The sequence below is a fragment of the Erwinia sp. Leaf53 genome (assembly GCF_001422605.1).
In the GTDB taxonomy this organism is placed as follows: Bacteria; Pseudomonadota; Gammaproteobacteria; order Enterobacterales; family Enterobacteriaceae; genus Erwinia.
On sequence record NZ_LMLK01000012.1, the window covers coordinates 579,276 to 598,480 of the forward strand.

At 57.5% G+C, this 19,205-nt stretch carries 17 protein-coding genes; 15 read left to right on the plus strand and 2 right to left on the minus strand.

Going from position 1 to position 19,205, the window contains the following annotated elements; all coding sequences use genetic code 11:
• Positions 1 to 87: 87 nt before the first annotated feature.
• Complete coding sequence (glnD, locus tag ASF13_RS11375) at positions 88 to 2,745, minus strand: bifunctional uridylyltransferase/uridylyl-removing protein GlnD (protein WP_056236288.1); 2,658 nt, start codon at positions 2,743 to 2,745, stop codon at positions 88 to 90.
• Positions 2,746 to 2,860: 115 nt separating this feature from the next.
• On the minus strand, positions 2,861 to 3,655 hold the full coding sequence (gene map / locus ASF13_RS11380; RefSeq protein WP_056236291.1) for a type I methionyl aminopeptidase: 795 nt from the start codon (positions 3,653 to 3,655) through the stop codon (positions 2,861 to 2,863).
• Positions 3,656 to 4,022: 367 nt separating this feature from the next.
• On the opposite strand from map, the gene rpsB reads away from it, so the two are divergent.
• The 15 genes from rpsB (at position 4,023) to rnhB (ending at position 19,180) form a co-directional block, all read left to right on the plus strand.
• A complete protein-coding gene (gene rpsB / locus ASF13_RS11385) occupies positions 4,023 to 4,748 on the plus strand; it encodes a 30S ribosomal protein S2 (RefSeq protein ID WP_056236292.1) in 726 nt (241 codons plus the stop codon).
• A gap of 193 nt (positions 4,749 to 4,941) precedes the next feature.
• On the plus strand, positions 4,942 to 5,793 hold the full coding sequence (gene tsf / locus ASF13_RS11390; RefSeq protein ID WP_056236295.1) for a translation elongation factor Ts: 852 nt from the start codon (positions 4,942 to 4,944) through the stop codon (positions 5,791 to 5,793).
• Between the two features lie 155 nt (positions 5,794 to 5,948).
• A complete protein-coding gene (gene pyrH, locus ASF13_RS11395) occupies positions 5,949 to 6,674 on the plus strand; it encodes a UMP kinase (RefSeq protein ID WP_056236298.1) in 726 nt (241 codons plus the stop codon).
• 119 nt (positions 6,675 to 6,793) lie between these two features.
• Positions 6,794 to 7,351 carry a ribosome recycling factor gene (gene frr / locus ASF13_RS11400; protein ID WP_056236300.1) on the plus strand — a complete coding sequence of 186 codons (558 nt, stop codon included), beginning with the start codon at positions 6,794 to 6,796 and terminating at the stop codon, positions 7,349 to 7,351.
• Between the two features lie 135 nt (positions 7,352 to 7,486).
• Complete coding sequence (gene ispC, locus ASF13_RS11405) at positions 7,487 to 8,692, plus strand: 1-deoxy-D-xylulose-5-phosphate reductoisomerase (protein ID WP_056236302.1); 1,206 nt, start codon at positions 7,487 to 7,489, stop codon at positions 8,690 to 8,692.
• A gap of 182 nt (positions 8,693 to 8,874) precedes the next feature.
• Positions 8,875 to 9,627, plus strand: a complete 753-nt coding sequence (ispU, locus tag ASF13_RS11410; RefSeq protein ID WP_056236304.1) for a (2E,6E)-farnesyl-diphosphate-specific ditrans,polycis-undecaprenyl-diphosphate synthase — start codon at positions 8,875 to 8,877, stop codon at positions 9,625 to 9,627.
• A gap of 18 nt (positions 9,628 to 9,645) precedes the next feature.
• Positions 9,646 to 10,503: a phosphatidate cytidylyltransferase gene (gene cdsA / locus ASF13_RS11415; RefSeq protein WP_056236306.1), complete on the plus strand. Its 858-nt coding sequence runs from the start codon at positions 9,646 to 9,648 to the stop codon at positions 10,501 to 10,503.
• Between the two features lie 9 nt (positions 10,504 to 10,512).
• Complete coding sequence (gene rseP, locus ASF13_RS11420) at positions 10,513 to 11,862, plus strand: sigma E protease regulator RseP (RefSeq protein ID WP_056236307.1); 1,350 nt, start codon at positions 10,513 to 10,515, stop codon at positions 11,860 to 11,862.
• An 88-nt stretch (positions 11,863 to 11,950) separates the two neighbouring features.
• The gene (gene bamA / locus ASF13_RS11425; RefSeq protein WP_056236309.1) at positions 11,951 to 14,362 is read left to right on the plus strand and encodes an outer membrane protein assembly factor BamA; all 2,412 of its coding nucleotides are present in this window, start codon (positions 11,951 to 11,953) and stop codon (positions 14,360 to 14,362) included.
• A gap of 121 nt (positions 14,363 to 14,483) precedes the next feature.
• Positions 14,484 to 14,981: a molecular chaperone Skp gene (gene skp, locus ASF13_RS11430; protein ID WP_056236310.1), complete on the plus strand. Its 498-nt coding sequence runs from the start codon at positions 14,484 to 14,486 to the stop codon at positions 14,979 to 14,981.
• 4 nt (positions 14,982 to 14,985) lie between these two features.
• Positions 14,986 to 16,008 (plus strand): UDP-3-O-(3-hydroxymyristoyl)glucosamine N-acyltransferase, encoded by a 1,023-nt coding sequence (gene lpxD, locus ASF13_RS11435; RefSeq protein ID WP_056236312.1) that lies wholly within the window; start codon positions 14,986 to 14,988, stop codon positions 16,006 to 16,008.
• 155 nt (positions 16,009 to 16,163) lie between these two features.
• Entirely contained in the window at positions 16,164 to 16,619 is a 456-nt protein-coding gene (gene fabZ / locus ASF13_RS11440) for a 3-hydroxyacyl-ACP dehydratase FabZ (protein WP_056236314.1), read from the plus strand.
• 3 nt (positions 16,620 to 16,622) lie between these two features.
• Positions 16,623 to 17,411 carry an acyl-ACP--UDP-N-acetylglucosamine O-acyltransferase gene (gene lpxA / locus ASF13_RS11445; RefSeq protein ID WP_056236316.1) on the plus strand — a complete coding sequence of 263 codons (789 nt, stop codon included), beginning with the start codon at positions 16,623 to 16,625 and terminating at the stop codon, positions 17,409 to 17,411.
• Between the two features lie 3 nt (positions 17,412 to 17,414).
• On the plus strand, positions 17,415 to 18,560 hold the full coding sequence (lpxB, locus tag ASF13_RS11450) for a lipid-A-disaccharide synthase (RefSeq protein ID WP_056236317.1): 1,146 nt from the start codon (positions 17,415 to 17,417) through the stop codon (positions 18,558 to 18,560).
• The gene (gene rnhB / locus ASF13_RS11455; RefSeq protein ID WP_056236319.1) at positions 18,557 to 19,180 is read left to right on the plus strand and encodes a ribonuclease HII; all 624 of its coding nucleotides are present in this window, start codon (positions 18,557 to 18,559) and stop codon (positions 19,178 to 19,180) included. Before lpxB ends, rnhB begins: the two co-directional genes overlap by 4 nt.
• Positions 19,181 to 19,205: the final 25 nt, after the last annotated feature.

Below are 19,205 nucleotides of genomic sequence, written 5' to 3' on the forward strand. Positions count from 1 at the left end.
GTTGGTCTCTTCCTGGTTTTGCCATCCGCGATAAACAGGGATCCGCTGGCGGATTCGGCGGGTGGCGCTGTTAAAAGTCGTTCCGGGTCACACTTTATCGTTTGGATTAAGGGCCTCTGTCAACCGTTGTTGCAGTCGTTCGCGCAAATCAGCGTCCAGCGCCCGGCGATCGCTGTTGGCCAGAATAAACAAATCTTCGACCCGTTCACCGATGGTGCTGATGCGTGCGCCGTGCAGCGAAACGTTGAGATCGGCGAAAACTTCCCCGACCCGCGCCAGCAGGCCGGGCTGATCGAGCGCCACCAGTTCCAGATAGGTGCGGCGATCGGTGTGGGTCGGCAGGAAGTTGACCTCGGTATCGACGTTAAAATGTTTCAGCCGCGCCGACTGGCGGCGGATGCGCGGCGGCTGCCAGTGCGTCTGGCCGATGGCCTGCACCAGCGCGATACGGATAAACTCCTGGCGATCCGCCGACAGCGGGCTGCCGTCCGGCTCCAGCACGATAAAGGTGTCCATCGCCATGCCGTCGCGGCTGGTGAAAACCTGCGCGTCGTGCACGCTCAGGTTACGGCGATCCAGCTCCCCGGCCACGGCGGCAAACAGGTAGGGGCGGTCCGGGCTCCAGATAAAGATTTCCGTTCCGCCGCGGGTGGCCTGCGGGCTGACCAGCACCAGCGGCTGGCTGAGGTCGTGCATCAGCAGATGGCGCGCGTGCCACGCCAGCTGGTTGGGCGTGTGGCGCAGGAAGTAGTCAGCGCGGCAGCGGTTCCAGATGTCGTGCAGCGCCCGCTCGTCGATGTTGTCCATCCGCAGCAGCGCCAGCGCCTGCAGCCGGTGGTGGCGCACCCGTTCGCGCAGGTCCGGGCTGTTTTCCATCCCCCGGCGTAGCTGTTTTTCGGTGGCAAAGAACAGCTCGCGCAGCAGGCTCTGTTTCCAGCTGTTCCACAGGGTGCCGTTGGTGGCACAGATATCGGCCACCGTCAGGCAGACCAGGTAGCGCAGGCGGTTCTCATTCTGCATCACTTCGGCAAACTGCTGGATCTCCGTCGGGTCCTGGATGTCGCGCCGCTGGGCGGTCACCGACATCAGCAGGTGGTGGCGCACCAGCCAGGCGACCAGCTGGGCTTCCCGTGAGTTAAGGCCGTGTAATTCGGCAAACTCCAGCGCGTCCTGCGCGCCGAGGATCGAGTGATCGCCGTGGCGACCTTTGGCGATATCGTGGAACAGCGCGGCCATCAGCAACAGTTCTGACTGTGGTAACCGTGGCCACAGCTCAACGCACAGCGGGTGGCGGCTGCGGGTGGCTTCGTCCGCGAAGCTCTCCAGCTTTTGCAGCACGCGTATGGTGTGCTCGTCGACGGTGTAGGCGTGGAACAGGTCAAACTGCATCTGGCCGACGATGTTGCTCCACAGCGGCATGTAGGCCTGTAGCACGCTGTGCCGGTGCATCGGCACCAGCGCCCGGCTGACCGCGCCGGGGTGGCGCAGAATCGACAGGAACATCTCCCGCGCCGCCGGCAGGGTGCAGAGCGGCTGTGCCAGGCTGCGTCGCGCGTGGCGCAGGTGGCGCAGCGTGGAGGAGTAGATGCCGGTGATTTTCGGCGTGCGCACCATGGTGTGGAACAGGCGCATGATAGCGATCGGATCGCGGCTGAACAGATCGTCGTCACGCAGGTCGATCAGCGTGCCGCGCAGCTGGAATTCCGTGTCCAGCGGACGCGGTTTTTCATCGGTCGGCAGCGCGAGGATCGCCTCGTCGAACAGCTGCAGCAGCATCTGGTTGAGTTCGGCGATGCGCCGGGTGACGCGGAAGAAGTCCTTCATCATGCGTTCCACCGGCTCGTTGCCTTCGCCCTGATAGTTAAGGCGGCGGGCGACGTTGAGCTGGCGGTCAAACAGTAGCCGGTTGTCGTAGCGGGTCAGGGCCAGGTGCAGGGCGAAGCGGATGCGCCACAGGAAGCTCTGGCACTCGTTAAGCTCGTTGCGCTCGGTCTCCATCAGGAAGCCGAAGCCGACCATCTCATCCAGCGAGGTGGCCCCGAAGTGGCGGCGCGCCACCCACAGCAGGGTATGGATATCGCGCAGGCCGCCGGGGCTGCTTTTGATATCCGGCTCCAGATTGTAGCTGGTGCCGTGGTAGCGCTGGTGGCGCTCCTGCTGCTCGGCAATTTTGGCGGCGAAAAAGCGGTCGGAGGGCCAGAAGCCGTCGCTGAACACGTTTTTTTGCAGCTCAAGGAACAGGGCCAGGTCGCCGGTCAGCATACGTGACTCAATCAGGTTGGTGGCGACGGTCAGATCTGACAGCCCCTCCAGCAGACACTCCTCCAGCGTACGCACGCTGTGGCCGACTTCCAGCCGCAGGTCCCACATCAGCGTCAGCAGTTCGCTGGTGCGTCGTGCATCTTCGTCTGACAGCGGCTGACGGCTTAAGATCAGCACGTCGATATCCGACAGCGGGTGCAGTTCACCCCGCCCGTAACCCCCGACCGCTACCAGCGCCACGCCCTCCTGCTCCGGGAAGCCAAAGAAGCGCCACAGGCGCCGCAGCAGGCGGTCAATAAACAGGGTGCGGGCGGCGATCAGCGTTTCGGCGTCCTGCCCGGCGTCAAAGGCGTCGGCCAGGTAGCGCTGGAAGTGGTCCAGGTGCTGGCGCAGGCCGTCGCGATTGAGTTCTTCGTCCTGCCAGTAAACCGGCGACTTGGTTAATTTTTTCAGGACGGTTGCGTCTGTCAGCTCTTTTGTCATCTCACCCGCTCCGGGACTACAGCCATTAAAAAAGCCGGCGATTGCCGGCTTAGCGCTATCTTACACGTGACCGGCGTGCCGACTGTAGCGTGCAATCATAGGATTATCTTATTACTTAACCGGCGTTGTTAAGCAGCGCCGGAATGGTGTCATCTTTACGCAGCGTCATAATTTCACAGCCGTTTTCCGTCACCACCAGCGTGTGTTCATACTGGGCTGACAGGCTGCGGTCTTTGGTTTTCACCGTCCAGCCGTCTTTCATGCTGCGAATGCGGTAGTCGCCGGCGTTGACCATCGGTTCGATGGTGAAGGCCATGCCCGCCTGCAGCACCACGCCGCCGTCATCGGCATCATAGTGCAGCACCTGCGGCTCTTCGTGGAAGCCTTTGCCGATGCCGTGGCCGCAGTATTCACGCACCACGGAGAAATCCTGCGCTTCAACAAACTTCTGGATCTCACGGCCGATAGTGCGCAGCCGCACGCCCGGCTTCACCATACGCAGCGCCAGGTAGAGGCTCTCCTGGGTGACGCGGCACAGCCGCTCGCCCTGGATGGTGGGTGTGCCTGCGATAAACATGGTGGAGGTATCGCCGTGATACTCGTCTTTGATCACCGTGACGTCGATATTGACGATATCGCCATCTTTGAGGATCTTCTCCTCGCTCGGAATACCGTGGCACACCACTTCATTCACCGAGATACAGACCGATTTCGGGAAGCCGTGATAGCCGAGGCAGGCGGAGATCGCCTGCTGGTGGTTGACGATATAATCGTGGCACAGGCGGTCGAGCTCAGCGGTGCTGACGCCCGGCTGCACGTGGGGTCCGATCATCTCCAGCACCTCGGCGGCGAGACGCCCGGCGACGCGCATTTTTGCGATTTCTTCTTGGGTTTTAATTGAGATTGCCATTCATTCGATCCGCGGTTGTCGCTATTTTCGACAATACTAAACAAAGTGCAGCAATGGTAGCAGTCCACCCGGACCCTGCCAAATGCAGTTTGTGGCAGGCGTTGCCGGGCCGCAGGTCAGCGTGGCAGTACTGCTCAGTAAGCCAACAAAAGTTGGCGTCACCGGTCGGTTTATGGTATAAAGCGCGCCGACGATTCTCTGTGTGGTGATAGTTGCCGGACAGGGGGACGCAAAATCTCATTTTGTGTAAATAACACACATGTATCGACACCTACGCCGGGGTGCCTGGATGATTTGTAAAAATCGATGGGTCGGTTGTACGGGATACATGGAGGCTTAACCCCAAACACTTTTATTAGAGGTAATCATGGCAACTGTTTCCATGCGCGACATGCTCCAGGCCGGTGTACACTTTGGTCACCAGACCCGTTACTGGAACCCGAAAATGAAGCCTTTCATCTTCGGCGCTCGTAACAAAGTTCACATCATCAACCTGGAAAAAACAGTACCACTGTTCAACGACGCTCTGGCTGAGCTGAGCAAGATCTCTGCCCGTAAAGGTAAGATCCTGTTTGTTGGTACTAAGCGCGCTGCAAGCGAAGCGGTAAAAGAGCAAGCTCTGAGCTGCGACCAGTTCTTCGTTAACCACCGCTGGTTGGGTGGCATGCTGACTAACTGGAAAACCGTTCGTCAGTCTATCAAACGTCTGAAAGATCTGGAGATTCAGTCTCAGGACGGTACTTTCGACAAACTGACCAAGAAAGAAGCGCTGATGCGCGCTCGTGAACTGGCCAAGCTGGAAAACAGCCTGGGTGGTATCAAAGACATGGGCGGCCTGCCAGACGCACTGTTTGTTGTAGATGCAGACCACGAACACATCGCTATCAAAGAAGCAAACAACCTGGGTATCCCGGTATTTGCTATCGTTGATACCAACTCTGATCCAGACGGCGTTGACTTCATTATCCCAGGTAATGACGATGCGATCCGTGCTGTGAACCTGTACCTGACTGCAGTGGCTACCACTGTACGTGAAGGTCGTTCACAGGACCTGGCTCAGCAGGCTGAAGAAAAGTTCGCCGACGCTGAGTAATAAGGCTTGCTCGTTACCGAGCCCTTATCAATCAGATGTGAATCTGTAAGGGGCCTTGTCGGCCCCTTTATTTTTTCGACTTCGCTTTGCCGTTTGTCACATTCGGCGGGGCAGAATGTTTCTCCCGAGAATAGGCATTTGTGGCCGTTGACCGGCACATCTCACAAATGCTGCGCTAACCGAGGATTAGAGAATGGCTGATATTACCGCTGCTCTGGTAAAAGAACTGCGCGAGCGCACTGGCGCTGGCATGATGGATTGTAAGAAAGCACTGACCGAAGCCAACGGCGACATCGAGCTGGCGATCGAGAACATGCGTAAATCTGGCGCGATCAAAGCCGCTAAGAAAGCAGGCAACGTGGCTGCTGATGGCGTGATCAAAACCAAAATCGTTGGCAACTACAGCGTGATTCTGGAAGTTAACTGCCAGACCGACTTCGTTGCTAAAGATGCCGGTTTCCAGGCCTTCGCTGATAAAGTGCTGGAAGCTGCTGCTGCCGGTAAAATCACCGACGTTGAAGTTCTGAAAGCGCAGTTCGAAGAAGAGCGCGTTGCACTGGTTGCTAAAATCGGTGAGAACATCAACATCCGTCGCGTAGCGTCCCTGGAAGGCGACGTGCTGGGCAGCTACCTGCACGGCGCACGTATCGGCGTACTGGTTTCTGCTAAAGGCGCTGACGAAGAGCTGGTTAAGCAGGTTGCTATGCACGTTGCTGCCAGCAAGCCAGAATTCGTTAAGCCAGAAGACGTGTCTGCTGAAGTGGTAGAGAAAGAGTACCAGGTTCAGCTGGACATCGCGATGCAGTCTGGTAAGCCAAAAGAGATCGCAGAGAAAATGGTTGAAGGCCGCATGAAGAAATTCACCGGCGAAGTTTCTCTGACCGGCCAGCCTTTCGTTATCGACCCAAGCAAAACCGTGGGCCAGGTTCTGAAAGAGCACAACGCTGACGTTGTTAACTTCATCCGCTTTGAAGTGGGCGAAGGCATTGAGAAAGTTGAGACCGATTTCGCAGCAGAAGTTGCGGCGATGTCCAAACAGTCTTAATGGTTTGAAGAGAGCCGCCGGAAGGCGGTTCTTTTTTGCCTGCCTGCCGGGCAGCGCATTTTCAGTCTCATCCCAATCGCTTTTTAACGGCGTTTGACGGATGATACCGCACAGTTAACCCCCCTTTTCGACGATAGCTCCAGGAAGAAAACACCATGGCGACCAATGCAAAACCCGTATATCAACGTATCCTGCTGAAACTGAGTGGCGAAGCACTGCAAGGTGCTGAAGGCTTCGGTATTGATGCCAGCGTGCTGGATCGTATGGCTCAGGAAGTGAAAGAGCTGGTAGAACTGGGCATTCAGGTGGGCGTGGTGATCGGCGGGGGGAACCTGTTCCGCGGTGCTGGCCTGGCTCAGGCCGGTATGAACCGCGTAGTCGGCGACCATATGGGCATGCTGGCGACCGTAATGAACGGTCTGGCAATGCGCGATGCACTGCATCGTGCCTATGTGAACGCCCGCCTGATGTCGGCGATCCCGCTCAACGGCGTGTGTGATAACTACAGCTGGGCAGAAGCGATCAGCCTGCTGCGTAACAACCGCGTGGTGATCTTCTCTGCCGGTACCGGTAACCCGTTCTTTACCACCGACTCTGCCGCCTGCCTGCGCGGTATTGAGATTGAAGCCGACGTGGTACTGAAGGCGACTAAAGTGGACGGCGTTTACTCTGCGGACCCGGTGAAGCACCCGGATGCCACGCTGTACGAACAGCTCTCCTATGCGGAAGTGCTGGAGCAGGAGCTGAAAGTGATGGATCTGGCGGCCTTTACGCTGGCCCGTGACCACAAGCTGCCGATTCGCGTATTCAATATGAACAAGCCTGGCGCACTGCGTCGCGTGGTGATGGGTGAAAAAGAAGGCACGTTGATTACGCATTAATATCAGTCAGCGCATAAAATAAGGTATATTCTGCCCGTCAGAATTATCGAAGAGTATTCAGAATCGCTGCAGGCCGTGGCCCGCAGCGGGTCGATCAAACAGAATCCAAGGGTTCCAACGTGATTAACGAAATCAGAAAAGATGCTGAAACGCGCATGGATAAATGCGTTGAAGCGTTCAAAAGCAACATCAGCAAAATCCGCACCGGCCGCGCTTCTCCGGCGATCCTCGATGGCATCATGGTGATGTACTACGGCGCGCCGACCCCGCTGAAGCAGTTAGCCAGCGTGACCGTTGAAGACTCCCGTACCCTGAAAGTGAACGTGTTCGACCGTTCAATCAGCGGCGCGGTAGAAAAAGCGATCATGACCTCTGACCTCGGCCTGAACCCAAGCTCGGCCGGCACCGATATTCGCGTCCCGCTGCCTGCGCTGACCGAAGAGCGTCGTAAAGATCTGATCAAAATCGTCCGTGGTGAAGCCGAGCAGGGCCGTGTCTCTGTGCGTAACGTGCGCCGCGACGCGAACGATAAAGTTAAAGCGTTGCTGAAAGACAAAGAGATCAGTGAAGATGAAGATCGTCGTTCACAGGATGACGTGCAGAAGCTGACGGACGTGTTCATCAAGAAAATTGATGCCTCCCTGGCTGAAAAAGAAGCGGAGCTGATGGACTTCTAAGTCGATCACCCTGTGACGAAACGCCGTGCAGATGGTCCTTTAAATGACAGGGCGGTCTGGCGGCGTTTTGCATTTGTTAACCCTCCTGGCGGGCACGGTTTCCCTTCGCGCCAGGCCACGATACAGAGCAGCCTCATGAAACAATTGACCATTCTCGGTTCCACCGGCTCGATTGGCACCAGCACGCTGGCCGTAGTCCGCGCCAACCCCGAACGCTTTGCCGTGACGGCGCTGGTGGCCGGGCGTAACGTTGAGCTGATGGCCGAGCAGTGTCTGACGTTTCGTCCGCGCTATGCCGCGATGGCTGATGAAGGCTCTGCCGCTGAACTGCGGGCGCGGCTGCATGGCCTGAACGTCACGACAGAAGTGCTCAGCGGCGAACAGGCGGCCTGCGATCTGGCGGCGCTGGACGAGGTGGATCAGGTGATGGCGGCGATCGTTGGCGCGGCGGGATTAACCCCGACCCTGGCCGCTATCCGCGCCGGTAAAACGGTGTTGCTGGCCAATAAAGAGGCGCTGGTCACCTGCGGGCGTCTGTTTATGGAGGCGGTAAGTGCCTCCAGCGCGCAGCTGCTGCCGATCGACAGTGAACACAACGCCATTTTTCAGAGTATGCCTGCTGCCATCCAGCAGCAGTTAGGTTACGCTTCGTTGCAGGATAATGGCATTGACAGCATTATCCTGACCGGATCGGGTGGCCCCTTCCGTGACACGCCGCTGGCTGACCTGCATCATGTGACGCCGGACCAGGCTTGTGCACATCCAAACTGGTCAATGGGGCGTAAAATCTCCGTCGATTCGGCCACCATGATGAATAAAGGCCTGGAATATATTGAAGCCCGCTGGCTGTTTAATGCCACCGATAAGCAGATGGAGGTGATCCTGCATCCGCAATCGGTGATTCATTCAATGGTTCGCTACCGCGATGGCAGCGTGATTGCGCAGCTGGGCTCACCGGATATGCGTACGCCGATTGCCCATGCGATGGCCTGGCCCGAGCGCGTCAGCTCGGGTGCACCCGCGCTTGATTTTACCCGCATGAAGGCGCTGAGCTTCTGCGAGCCGGACTTCGCGCGCTATCCCTGCCTGAAACTGGCGATCGACGCCAGCCTGGCAGGGCAGGCCGCCACCACCACGCTCAACGCCGCCAACGAAGTGGCCGTGGCGGCGTTTCTGGCCGGTGGCATCCGCTTCACCGACATTGCGTCCCTGAACGTGGCGGTGCTGGAGGGGCTGGCAACGGCGGAGCCCGACTCTGTGGAAGCGGTCATTGCCATCGACGGTGAAGCACGGGTGCGTGCCACGGCGCTGCTACCGCGGTTTGCCTTAGATCGTGCATAACGCGATTTAACGCACCGCCATTTGTGAGCCTTGGGAGGAGATGATATAGTCTTCGCCCACTGTTCAGGCAGCTTGCCGGCTCATTGCCGCATGGCTGTCCGGGGTGGCGGGGCGCTGGCAACTGAGCAGACAAGATATTTCAGAAGCCCTGGCCTTTCTGAATAAGGAAATAAATACGCGTTATGTCGTCCGAAAATCAATTAGAAATCGATGACCAGAAAGGGCACGGCCCTCGCCATGTGGCCATCATTATGGATGGCAACGGCCGCTGGGCGAAAAATCAGGGCAAACTGCGCATTTCCGGCCACAAGGCCGGTGTGAAGTCGGTACGGCGCGCGGTCAGTTTTGCGGTCAGCCATAAGCTCGATGCGCTGACGCTGTATGCGTTCAGCAGTGAAAACTGGAACCGTCCGCAGCAGGAAGTGTTGGCGTTGATGGAGTTGTTTGTCTGGGCGCTCGATAGCGAAGTCAAAAGTCTCCATAAGCATAATGTCAGACTACGAATTATCGGTGACGTCAGCCGGTTTAACGCTCGTTTACAGGAGCGTATCCGCCGTGCTGAGGAACTTACTCAACAAAATAATGGACTGACGCTCAACATAGCCGCGAATTATGGCGGTCGTTGGGATATTATCCACGGAGTCAGAAAGATTGCAGAGCAGGTACAGGAAGGCCTTCTTCGTCCCGATCAAATCGAAGAAGAGACGCTGGCCTCTCATCTGTGCATGAATGAACTGGCTCCGGTGGATCTGGTAATAAGGACCGGGGGAGAGCATCGCATCAGTAACTTCCTGCTGTGGCAAGTTGCCTACGCAGAGTTCTGGTTTACCGAAACGCTCTGGCCTGATTTTGATGAACAAGTTTTTGAAGGTGCACTGAATGCGTTTGCACAACGAGAGCGCCGTTTTGGCGGCGCAGCACCCGGCAGCGCATAAGCGCACTGGGGGTAATCCTTGCTGAAGTCTCGCCTGATTACCGCATTAATTTTGATTCCCATCGTGATCGCGGCGCTGTTTTTGCTGCCACCTCTGGGTTTTGCCATCGTCATCTTAGCGATCTGCATGCTGGCCGCATGGGAATGGGGCCAGTTCGCCGGTTTTGCTGCGCGCTCTCAGCGTATCTGGCTGGCAGTGCTGTGTGGCTTGCTGCTCTCCCTGATGCTGTTTACGCTGCCGGCCTGGCAAAGTGCGCTGGACGTGCCGCAGATCGGCGGCGCGCTGTGGATCTCGCTGATATGGTGGCTGGCGGCGCTGCTGCTGGTGCTGCGCTACCCTGGCTCCGCCGCCTTCTGGCGTTCGTCGAAACCGCTGCGCCTGCTGTTTGGCCTGCTGACCATTGTGCCATTCTTCTGCGGCATGCTGGTGCTGCGCCAGTATCACTACGCTACCGATCACTACGCGGGAGCCTGGTGGCTGCTGTACGTGATGGTGCTGGTCTGGGGCGCTGATTCCGGTGCCTACATGTTTGGCAAGCTGTTCGGTAAGCACAAGCTGGCACCGAAAGTGTCACCGGGTAAAACCTGGGAAGGCTTTCTCGGCGGCCTGGTGACCTCGGCGCTGATCTCATGGTTATTCAGCGTGTTCGCGCCGCTGCAGGTGGATCTCTCCACGCTGCTGATCTGCTCGATTGCCGCCGCGCTGGCCTCGGTGCTGGGCGATCTGACGGAAAGTATGTTCAAACGCGAAGCGGGTATTAAGGATAGCGGCAGTCTGATCCCCGGTCACGGTGGCATTCTGGACCGCATTGACAGCCTGACGGCGGCGGTACCGGTGTTTGCCTGCCTGCTGCTGTTAGTTTTTGGCGCGCTGTAGGGAAACACTATGTTAAGCGTACTCTGGAGTCTTGCGGCCTTTATCGTCGCGCTGGGAATTCTGGTCACGGTGCACGAATTTGGTCACTTCTGGGTGGCCCGTCGTTGCGGCGTGAAGGTCGAACGCTTTTCCGTCGGCTTTGGTAAGGCGCTGTGGCGCCGCCGTGACAAGCAGGGCACCGAGTATGTTGTTGCCCTGATCCCTCTCGGCGGCTACGTTAAAATGCTCGACGAACGCGTCGAGAGCGTGCCGCCCGAATTGCGTCACCAGTCCTTCAACAATAAAACGGTCCTGCAGCGGGCGTCGATTATCGCCGCCGGTCCGATCGCTAACTTCATCTTTGCTATCCTTGCCTACTGGCTGGTGTTTATCATCGGCGTGCCCGGCGTACGCCCGGTAGTTGCTGAAATAGTAAGCGGCTCGCCGGCCGCCAGCGCACAAATTACCCCAGGAACGGAACTTAAAGCCGTCGACGGTATCGAAACGCCTGACTGGGATGCTGTGCGCATGGCGCTGGTGGCGAAGATCGGTGATGAAGAAACCACCTTTACCGTCGCGCCGTTTGGCACTACGCAAACCAGCGAAAAGCGGGTCTCGCTGCACAACTGGCACTTTGAGCCGGATAAGCAGGATCCGGTCACTTCACTGGGCATCCTGCCGCGCGGGCCGCAGATTGAATCGGTGCTGGCGCAGGTGCAGAGCGATTCCGCCGCCAGTAAGGCCGGTTTGCAAGCCGGCGACAGGATCGTTAAAGTCGGTGGTAAACCGCTGTCGCAGTGGCTCAGTTTCGTGACCACGGTGCGTGATAACCCCGGCAAGCCGATTGCCATCGAAGTTGAGCGGCAGGGAAGTCTGGTGGATATCACGCTGATCCCCGAAGCCAATCCGCAGAATAAGGCGGAAGGCTTTGCCGGCGTGGTGCCGAGAGTGATACCGCTGGCCGATGAGTACCGCACGGTGCGCCAGTACGGTCCGTTTGCGGCCCTCGGTGAAGCCAGCGTGAAAACCTGGCAGCTGATGAAGCTGACGGTGAGCATGCTGGGCAAGCTGATAGTGGGTGATGTGAAGTTGAACAATCTCAGCGGGCCGATTTCGATCGCGCAGGGGGCTGGGATGTCAGCGGAGTATGGGTTGATTTACTACCTGATGTTCCTGGCGCTGATTAGCGTGAACTTAGGGATTATCAATCTGTTTCCTCTGCCAGTGTTAGATGGTGGGCATTTGCTGTTCCTGGCGATCGAAAAGATTAAGGGGGGGCCGGTGTCCGAACGAGTTCAGGACTTCAGTTATCGTATCGGCTCAATTTTGCTGGTGCTGTTAATGGGGCTTGCACTTTTCAATGATTTCTCGCGCCTCTAGGTGCTCAGGAACGGCGTTGCGGGATGATTAACGCGACGCGGTTACCCCGAAAGCGACGAGAACCAGTTAGGAAGAATGCATAACAACGATGGCGATGAAAAAGTTGCTCATAGCGTCGCTGCTGCTTAGCAGCGCTACCGTATACGGTGCAGACGGATTCGTGGTGAAGGATATTCATTTCGAAGGCCTGCAGCGAGTCGCCGTCGGTGCGGCCCTGCTGAGTATGCCTGTTCGCGTGGGAGATACCGTATCAGATGAAGATCTGGGTAACACCATTCGAGCACTGTTTGCGACCGGAAATTTTGAAGACGTTCAGGTACTGCGCGATGGCAACACGCTGATCGTTCAGGTGAAAGAACGTCCGACGATTGCCAGTATCACCTTCTCCGGTAACAAAGCGGTGAAGGAAGACATGCTGAAGCAGAACCTTGAGGCTTCCGGCGTGCGCGTGGGCGAAGCCCTTGACCGCACCACCATCTCATCGATTGAGAAGGGTCTGGAAGACTTCTACTACAGCGTCGGTAAGTACAGCGCCAGCGTTAAAGCGGTGGTGACACCGCTGCCGCGTAACCGCGTCGATCTGAAACTGGTGTTCACCGAAGGCGTCTCTGCGCAGATTCAGCAGATTAACGTGGTGGGCAACAAAGCGTTCAGCTCTGAAGAGCTGATCTCCCGCTTCCAGCTGCGTGATGATGTGCCGTGGTGGAACGTGGTGGGTGACCGTAAGTACCAGAAACAGAAACTGGCCGGTGACCTCGAGACGCTGCGCAGCTTCTATCTGGACCGCGGTTATGCGCGCTTCAATATCGATTCGACCCAGGTCAGCCTGACGCCGGATAAAAAAGGTATCTACATCACCGTTAACATCACCGAAGGCGAGCAGTACAAGATCGCCGGCGTGGCGGTGAGCGGCAATCTGGCCGGGCACTCTGCTGAGATCGAAGGGCTGACTAAAATCACCCCGGGTGAGCTGTATAACGGCGCGAAAGTGACCCGCATGGAAGACGACATCAAGAAACTGTTGGGTCGTTATGGCTATGCCTATCCACGCGTGCAGACCCAGCCTGAAATTGATGATGCGGCGAAAACCGTTAAGCTGCGCGTGAACGTTGATGCCGGTAACCGTTTCTACGTGCGTAAGGTCCGCTTCGAAGGTAACGATACCTCGAAAGACGTAGTACTGCGCCGTGAAATGCGCCAGATGGAAGGTGCCTGGTTGGGCAGCGATCTGGTTGAGCAGGGCAAAGAACGTCTGAACCGTCTGGGCTATTTCGAAACCGTTGATACCGACACCCAGCGTGTGCCGGGTTCGCCCGATCAGGTGGACGTGGTCTACAAGGTGAAAGAGCGCAACACCGGTACGCTGAACTTTGGCGTCGGCTACGGCACCGAAAGCGGCGTCAGCTTCCAGGTGGGCGTCACCCAGGATAACTGGCTGGGTACCGGTAATACCGTCGGTATCAGCGGCACCAAAAACGACTACCAGACCTATGCCGAGTTCTCTCTGACCGATCCGTACTTTACGGTGGATGGCGTCAGCCTCGGCGGTCGTGTGTTCTATAACGACTTTAAAGCCGATGACGCCGATCTGTCCGACTACACCAACAAGAGTTACGGTGTTGACGGTACGCTGGGCTTCCCGATTAACGAGAACAACAGCCTGCGCGCCGGTCTGGGTTATGTGCATAACAGCCTGTCCAACATGCAGCCGCAGATCGCTATGTGGCGTTACCTGCGCTCGGTCGGACAGAACCCGACGCTTGCCGGTGATGAAGACTTCTCTGCGGATGACTTCACCTTTAACTACGGCTGGACCTACAACACGCTTGACCGTGGGTTCTTCCCAACGGCGGGTAACCGTACCAACCTGAACGGTAAAGTGACCATTCCTGGCTCGACTAACGCCTTCTACAAAGCAACGCTGGATACGCAACAGTATCTGCCGATCGACCAGGATCATACCTGGGTGATGCTGGGCCGTGGTCGCGTTGGTTACGGTGATGGCCTGAACGGCAAAGAGATGCCGTTCTATGAAAACTTCTATGCCGGTGGTTCCAGCACCGTTCGTGGTTTCCGTTCCAATAACATTGGTCCAAAAGCGGCTTACCTGAACAACGGTTCGTCTGACTGCTCCGGCACCGACGTGAACAAAGTCTGTAACTCAGACGATGCGGTCGGCGGTAACGCGATGGCGGTGGCCAGCCTTGAGCTGATAACCCCAACGCCGTTTATCAGTGAGAAGTACTCGAACTCGGTGCGTACCTCGCTGTTCGTTGATGCCGGTACCGTCTGGGATACTAAATGGCAGAACACCGCTGAAACCCGTGCCGCAGGCGTGCCGGATTACAGTGACCCAAGTAATATCCGCATGTCAGCCGGTCTGGCACTGCAGTGGATGTCGCCTCTCGGACCGCTGGTGTTCTCTTACGCCCAGCCGTTCAAAAAGTATGATGGAGACAAGGCCGAACAGTTCCAGTTTAACATTGGTAAAACCTGGTAAGTCGGCCTCGCAGGGAAGCGCTCAGAGTATCGCGTAGCGCCACGGCGGGCCGTATCTGGCCCCGCCGTCACTACGCAACACATGTGTCCGTGACACAAACGTTGATGGTAAGGAGTTTATAGTGAAAAAGTTGTTGTGTGCCGCAGGTCTGGGTATTGCTCTGGCGGTTTCCGCCGGTGCTCAGGCTGCTGATAAAATTGCAGTGGTGAACGTTTCCAGCATTTTCCAACAGTTACCAGCGCGTGCGACCGTTGCGAAGCAGCTTGAGAACGAGTTCAAAGGCCGTGCGACCGAACTGCAAAACATGGAGCGCGACCTGCAGACTAAAATGCAGCGCCTGCAGCGTGATGCGTCAACCATGAAGGCCGCTGACCGCAGCCGCGCGGAAAAAGACGTGATGGCTCAGCGTGAAGCGTTCTCAACCAAAGCGCAGGCTTTTGAGCAGGATAACCGTCGTCGCCAGACCGAAGAACGTAACAAAATCCTGAGCCGTATCCAGGATGCTGTGCAGAAAGTGGCTGACAGCGAAGGCTACGATGTGGTTATCGATCAGAACGCTGTGGCTTACGCCGGTAAATCTAAAGACATCACTGCTGATGTTCTGAAACAGGTTAAATAAAACCATGTCTTCAATTCGACTGGCTGATTTAGCCCAGCAGTTGGATGCAGAATTGCACGGAGATGGCGATCTCGCCATCTCCGGCATTGCTTCTATGCAATCCGCCCAATCGGGACAGATCACTTTTCTTGCCAACAGCCGTTACCGCGAACAGCTGGCCCAGTGCCAGGCCTCTGCCGTAGTGTTAACGGAAGCCGACCGTGAATTTTTCACCGGTGCGGTGCTGGTGGTGAAAAACCCTTACCTGACCTACGCTCGTATGGCACAGCTGCTGGATACCACCCCACAGCCGGCCAGCCATATTGCGCCGAGCGCGGTCATTGATGCCACCGCTACCCTGGGTAACAACGTTGCCATCGGGGCCAATGCGGTGATTGAGTCCGGCGTGGTGCTGGGCGATAACGTGGTTATCGGACCTGGCTGTTTCGTCGGTAAACACACCCGAATCGGCGCCGGTAGCCGTCTGTGGGCCAACGTTTCTGTCTATCATGAGGTGCAGATCGGTACTGACTGCCTGATTCAGTCGGGTACGGTGATCGGCTCAGATGGCTTCGGTTATGCCAACGATCGCGGCAATTGGGTTAAAATTCCGCAGCTGGGCAGCGTGATTATCGGCGATCGCGTCGAAATCGGTGCCTGTACCACTATCGATCGCGGTGCGCTGGATAACACCCAAATCGGGAATGGTGTTATCATAGATAACCAGTGTCAGATTGCCCATAACGTAGTAATCGGCGACAATACCGCAGTTGCAGGCGGTGTGATCATGGCCGGTAGCCTGAAAATCGGCCGCTATTGCATGATTGGCGGTGCCAGCGTGATCAATGGTCATATGGAAATTTGTGACAAAGTTACCGTTACAGGGATGGGAATGGTGATGCGACCGATCACTGAACCTGGAGTATACTCCTCCGGGATCCCGCTGCAGCCCAATAAAACCTGGCGCAAAACTGCGGCGCTGGTGATGAACATCGACGAGTTAAGCAAACGCTTAAAAGCCGTCGAGCGTAAGGTTGCTAACGACTAAGCGCATACACCAGCACGCTAACCGGCTTTCATAATTACAACATGCTAAGCAGGGAAAGCTGCGTACAGACAAGATTTGCGGCCTGCGAACGATGTAACCATCGTTGCAGGCCGTGTTATTGATACCATCAGAATTTTTAGGACAGGAAGAGTATTTTGACTACTGAAACTCATACTCTGAAGATTGAAGAGATTATCGAACTTTTACCGCACCGTTACCCGTTTTTACTGGTCGATCGCGTGATTGAGTTCGAAGAGAACAAATACCTGCGTGCGGTAAAGAATGTCTCGGTCAACGAACCGTTTTTCCAGGGCCATTTCCCTGGTAAACCGATTTTCCCGGGTGTGCTAATCCTGGAAGCGATGGCACAGGCCACCGGTATCCTGGCGTTTAAAAGCGTGGGTAAACTGGAACCGGGCGAGCTGTACTACTTTGCCGGTATCGACGAAGCGCGCTTCAAGCGCCCGGTCGTGCCAGGCGACCAGATGATCATGGAAGTCACCTTCGAGAAAACCCGCCGTGGGTTGACGCGCTTTAAAGGCGTGGCGACCGTAGACGGTAAAATTGTCTGCGAAGCAACCATGATGTGTGCGCGCAGCCGGGAGGCTTAATTCGTGATTGACAGCACCGCCGTAATTCATCCAGGGGCGATCGTTGAAGAGGGCGCCATTATTGGTGCCGGTGTTCAGATTGGCCCGTTCTGCTGGGTGGGTGCCAACGTCGAAATTGGCGACGGTACCGTTCTTAAATCGCATGTGGTGGTCAACGGCCATACCCGCATCGGTAAAGACAACACCATCTATCAGTTCGCCTCGATTGGTGAAGCGAATCAGGATCTGAAATACGCCGGCGAACCAACCCGCGTTGAAATTGGCGATCGTAACCGCATTCGTGAAAGCGTGACCATCCACCGTGGCACCGTGCAGGCTGACGGCGTGACGAAAGTGGGTAGTGATAACCTGCTGATGGTCAATACCCACGTGGCGCACGACTGTGTGGTGGGTAACCACTGCATCCTGGCCAACAATGCGACGCTGGCCGGCCATGTTGTCGTCGACGATCATGCGATTATCGGCGGCATGACGGCGGTGCATCAGTTCTGCATTATCGGTGCGCACGTGATGGTCGGCGGCTGCTCCGGCGTGGCGCAGGACGTTCCGCCTTACGTGATTGCGCAGGGTAACCATGCGACGCCGTTCGGCATCAATCTGGTGGGCCTGCAGCGTCGTGGCTTCAGTAAAGAGGCGCTACACGCCATTCGTGCTGCCTACAAGCTACTTTACCGCAGCGGTAAAACGCTGGATGAAGTGAAGCCTGAGATTGCCGAGATTGCGAAAGTGCATCCTGAAGTCCAGCCGTTCTATGACTTCTTTGCGCGATCCACCCGGGGCCTGATTCGTTAACTCATGCCTAAGCGTCCCTTAACGATTGCCCTCGTCGCCGGAGAAACCTCCGGCGATATTCTTGGTGCCGGCCTGATTCGCGCGCTGAAACAGCAGCATCCTGACGCGCGCTTTGTCGGCGTGGCCGGGCCGCTGATGCAGGCCGAGGGCTGTGAAGCCTGGTATGAGATGGAAGAGCTGGCGGTAATGGGCATCGTTGAGGTGCTCGGCCGCCTGCGTCGCCTGCTGCAGATCCGCCGTGACCTGACCCGCCGTTTCAGCGCGCTGAAGCCGGACGTGTTTGTCGGCATCGACGCCCCGGATTTCAATATCACCCTGGAAGGCCGCCTGAAGCAGCGGGGCATCCGCACCATCCACTACGTCAGCCCGTCGGTGTGGGCGTGGCGGCAGAAGCGGGTGTTCAAAATTGGTCGCAACACCGATCTGGTGCTGGCGTTCCTGCCGTTTGAGAAAGCCTTCTACGATCGCTTCAACGTGCCGTGCCGTTTTATCGGCCACACGATGGCTGATGCGATGCCGATCGTGGCCGACAAGCAGGCCGCGCGCCGCGAACTGGGCATCGCCCCGGACGCGCTGTGCCTGGCGCTGCTGCCTGGCAGCCGCGGTGCGGAAGTCGAGATGCTCAGCGCCGACTTCCTGAAAACCGCGATGCTGCTGCGTGACAAGCATCCGGCGCTGGAGATCGTGGTGCCGCTGGTTAATCCGAAACGCCGCGAACAGTTTGAGCTGATCAAAGCGCAGGTGGCACCGGACCTGCCGATGCACCTGCTGGATGGCCAGGGCCGTGCGGCGATGGTTGCCAGCGATGCGGCACTGCTGGCCTCCGGCACCGCCGCGCTGGAGTGCATGCTGGCGAAATGTCCGATGGTGGTGGGGTATCGTATGAAGCCCTTCACCTTCTGGCTGGCGAAGCGGCTGGTAAAAACCGACTACGTTTCGCTGCCTAACCTGCTGGCCGGGCGAGAGCTGGTGCCAGAGCTGCTGCAGGATGAGTGCCAGCCCGATCGGCTGGCGGCGGCGCTGGAGCCGCTGCTCAGCGGCGGTGATACCCGTGATGCCCTGCTGGCCACCTTCGCAGAGCTGCATCAGCAGATCCGCTGGGATGCAGACCAGCAGGCGGCTGCGGCAGTACTGGAGCTGTGCCCATGAGTGACTTTATCTACCCTGACGCGCGGCTGATTGCCGGCGTTGACGAGGTGGGCCGCGGCCCGCTGGTCGGTGCGGTGGTCACCGCTGCGGTGATCCTCGACCCGGCCCGGCCGATCGCAGGCCTCGCCGACTCAAAAAAATTGTCGGAAAAACGCCGCCTGGCGTTATACGATGAGATTAAAGAGAAGGCGTTAAGCTGGAGCCTCGGGCGCGCTGAGCCGGATGAGATCGACCGGCTCAATATCCTGCATGCCACCATGCTGGCGATGCAGCGGGCGGTGGCAGGCCTGCACCTGACGCCTGATTTTGTGCTGATCGACGGTAACCGTTGCCCGGCGCTGGCGATGCCGGCGCAGGCGATCGTTAAGGGCGACAGTCTGGTGCGTGAAATCAGCGCCGCGTCGATTATCGCTAAGGTCACGCGCGACCGTGAGATGGCCGGGCTGGATCTGCAGTACCCGGAGTACGGATTTGCCCAGCATAAAGGCTACCCGACGGCGCTGCACCTGGAAAAGCTCGCCCGCTTTGGCGCCACGCCGTACCATCGCCGCAGCTTCGCCCCGGTACGTAACGTGCTGATCGACGCTGACGTCGCTGCTGCTGCGACGCGCGCGCTGTAATTCTTCTCTTCTGCGTTAACAGGAT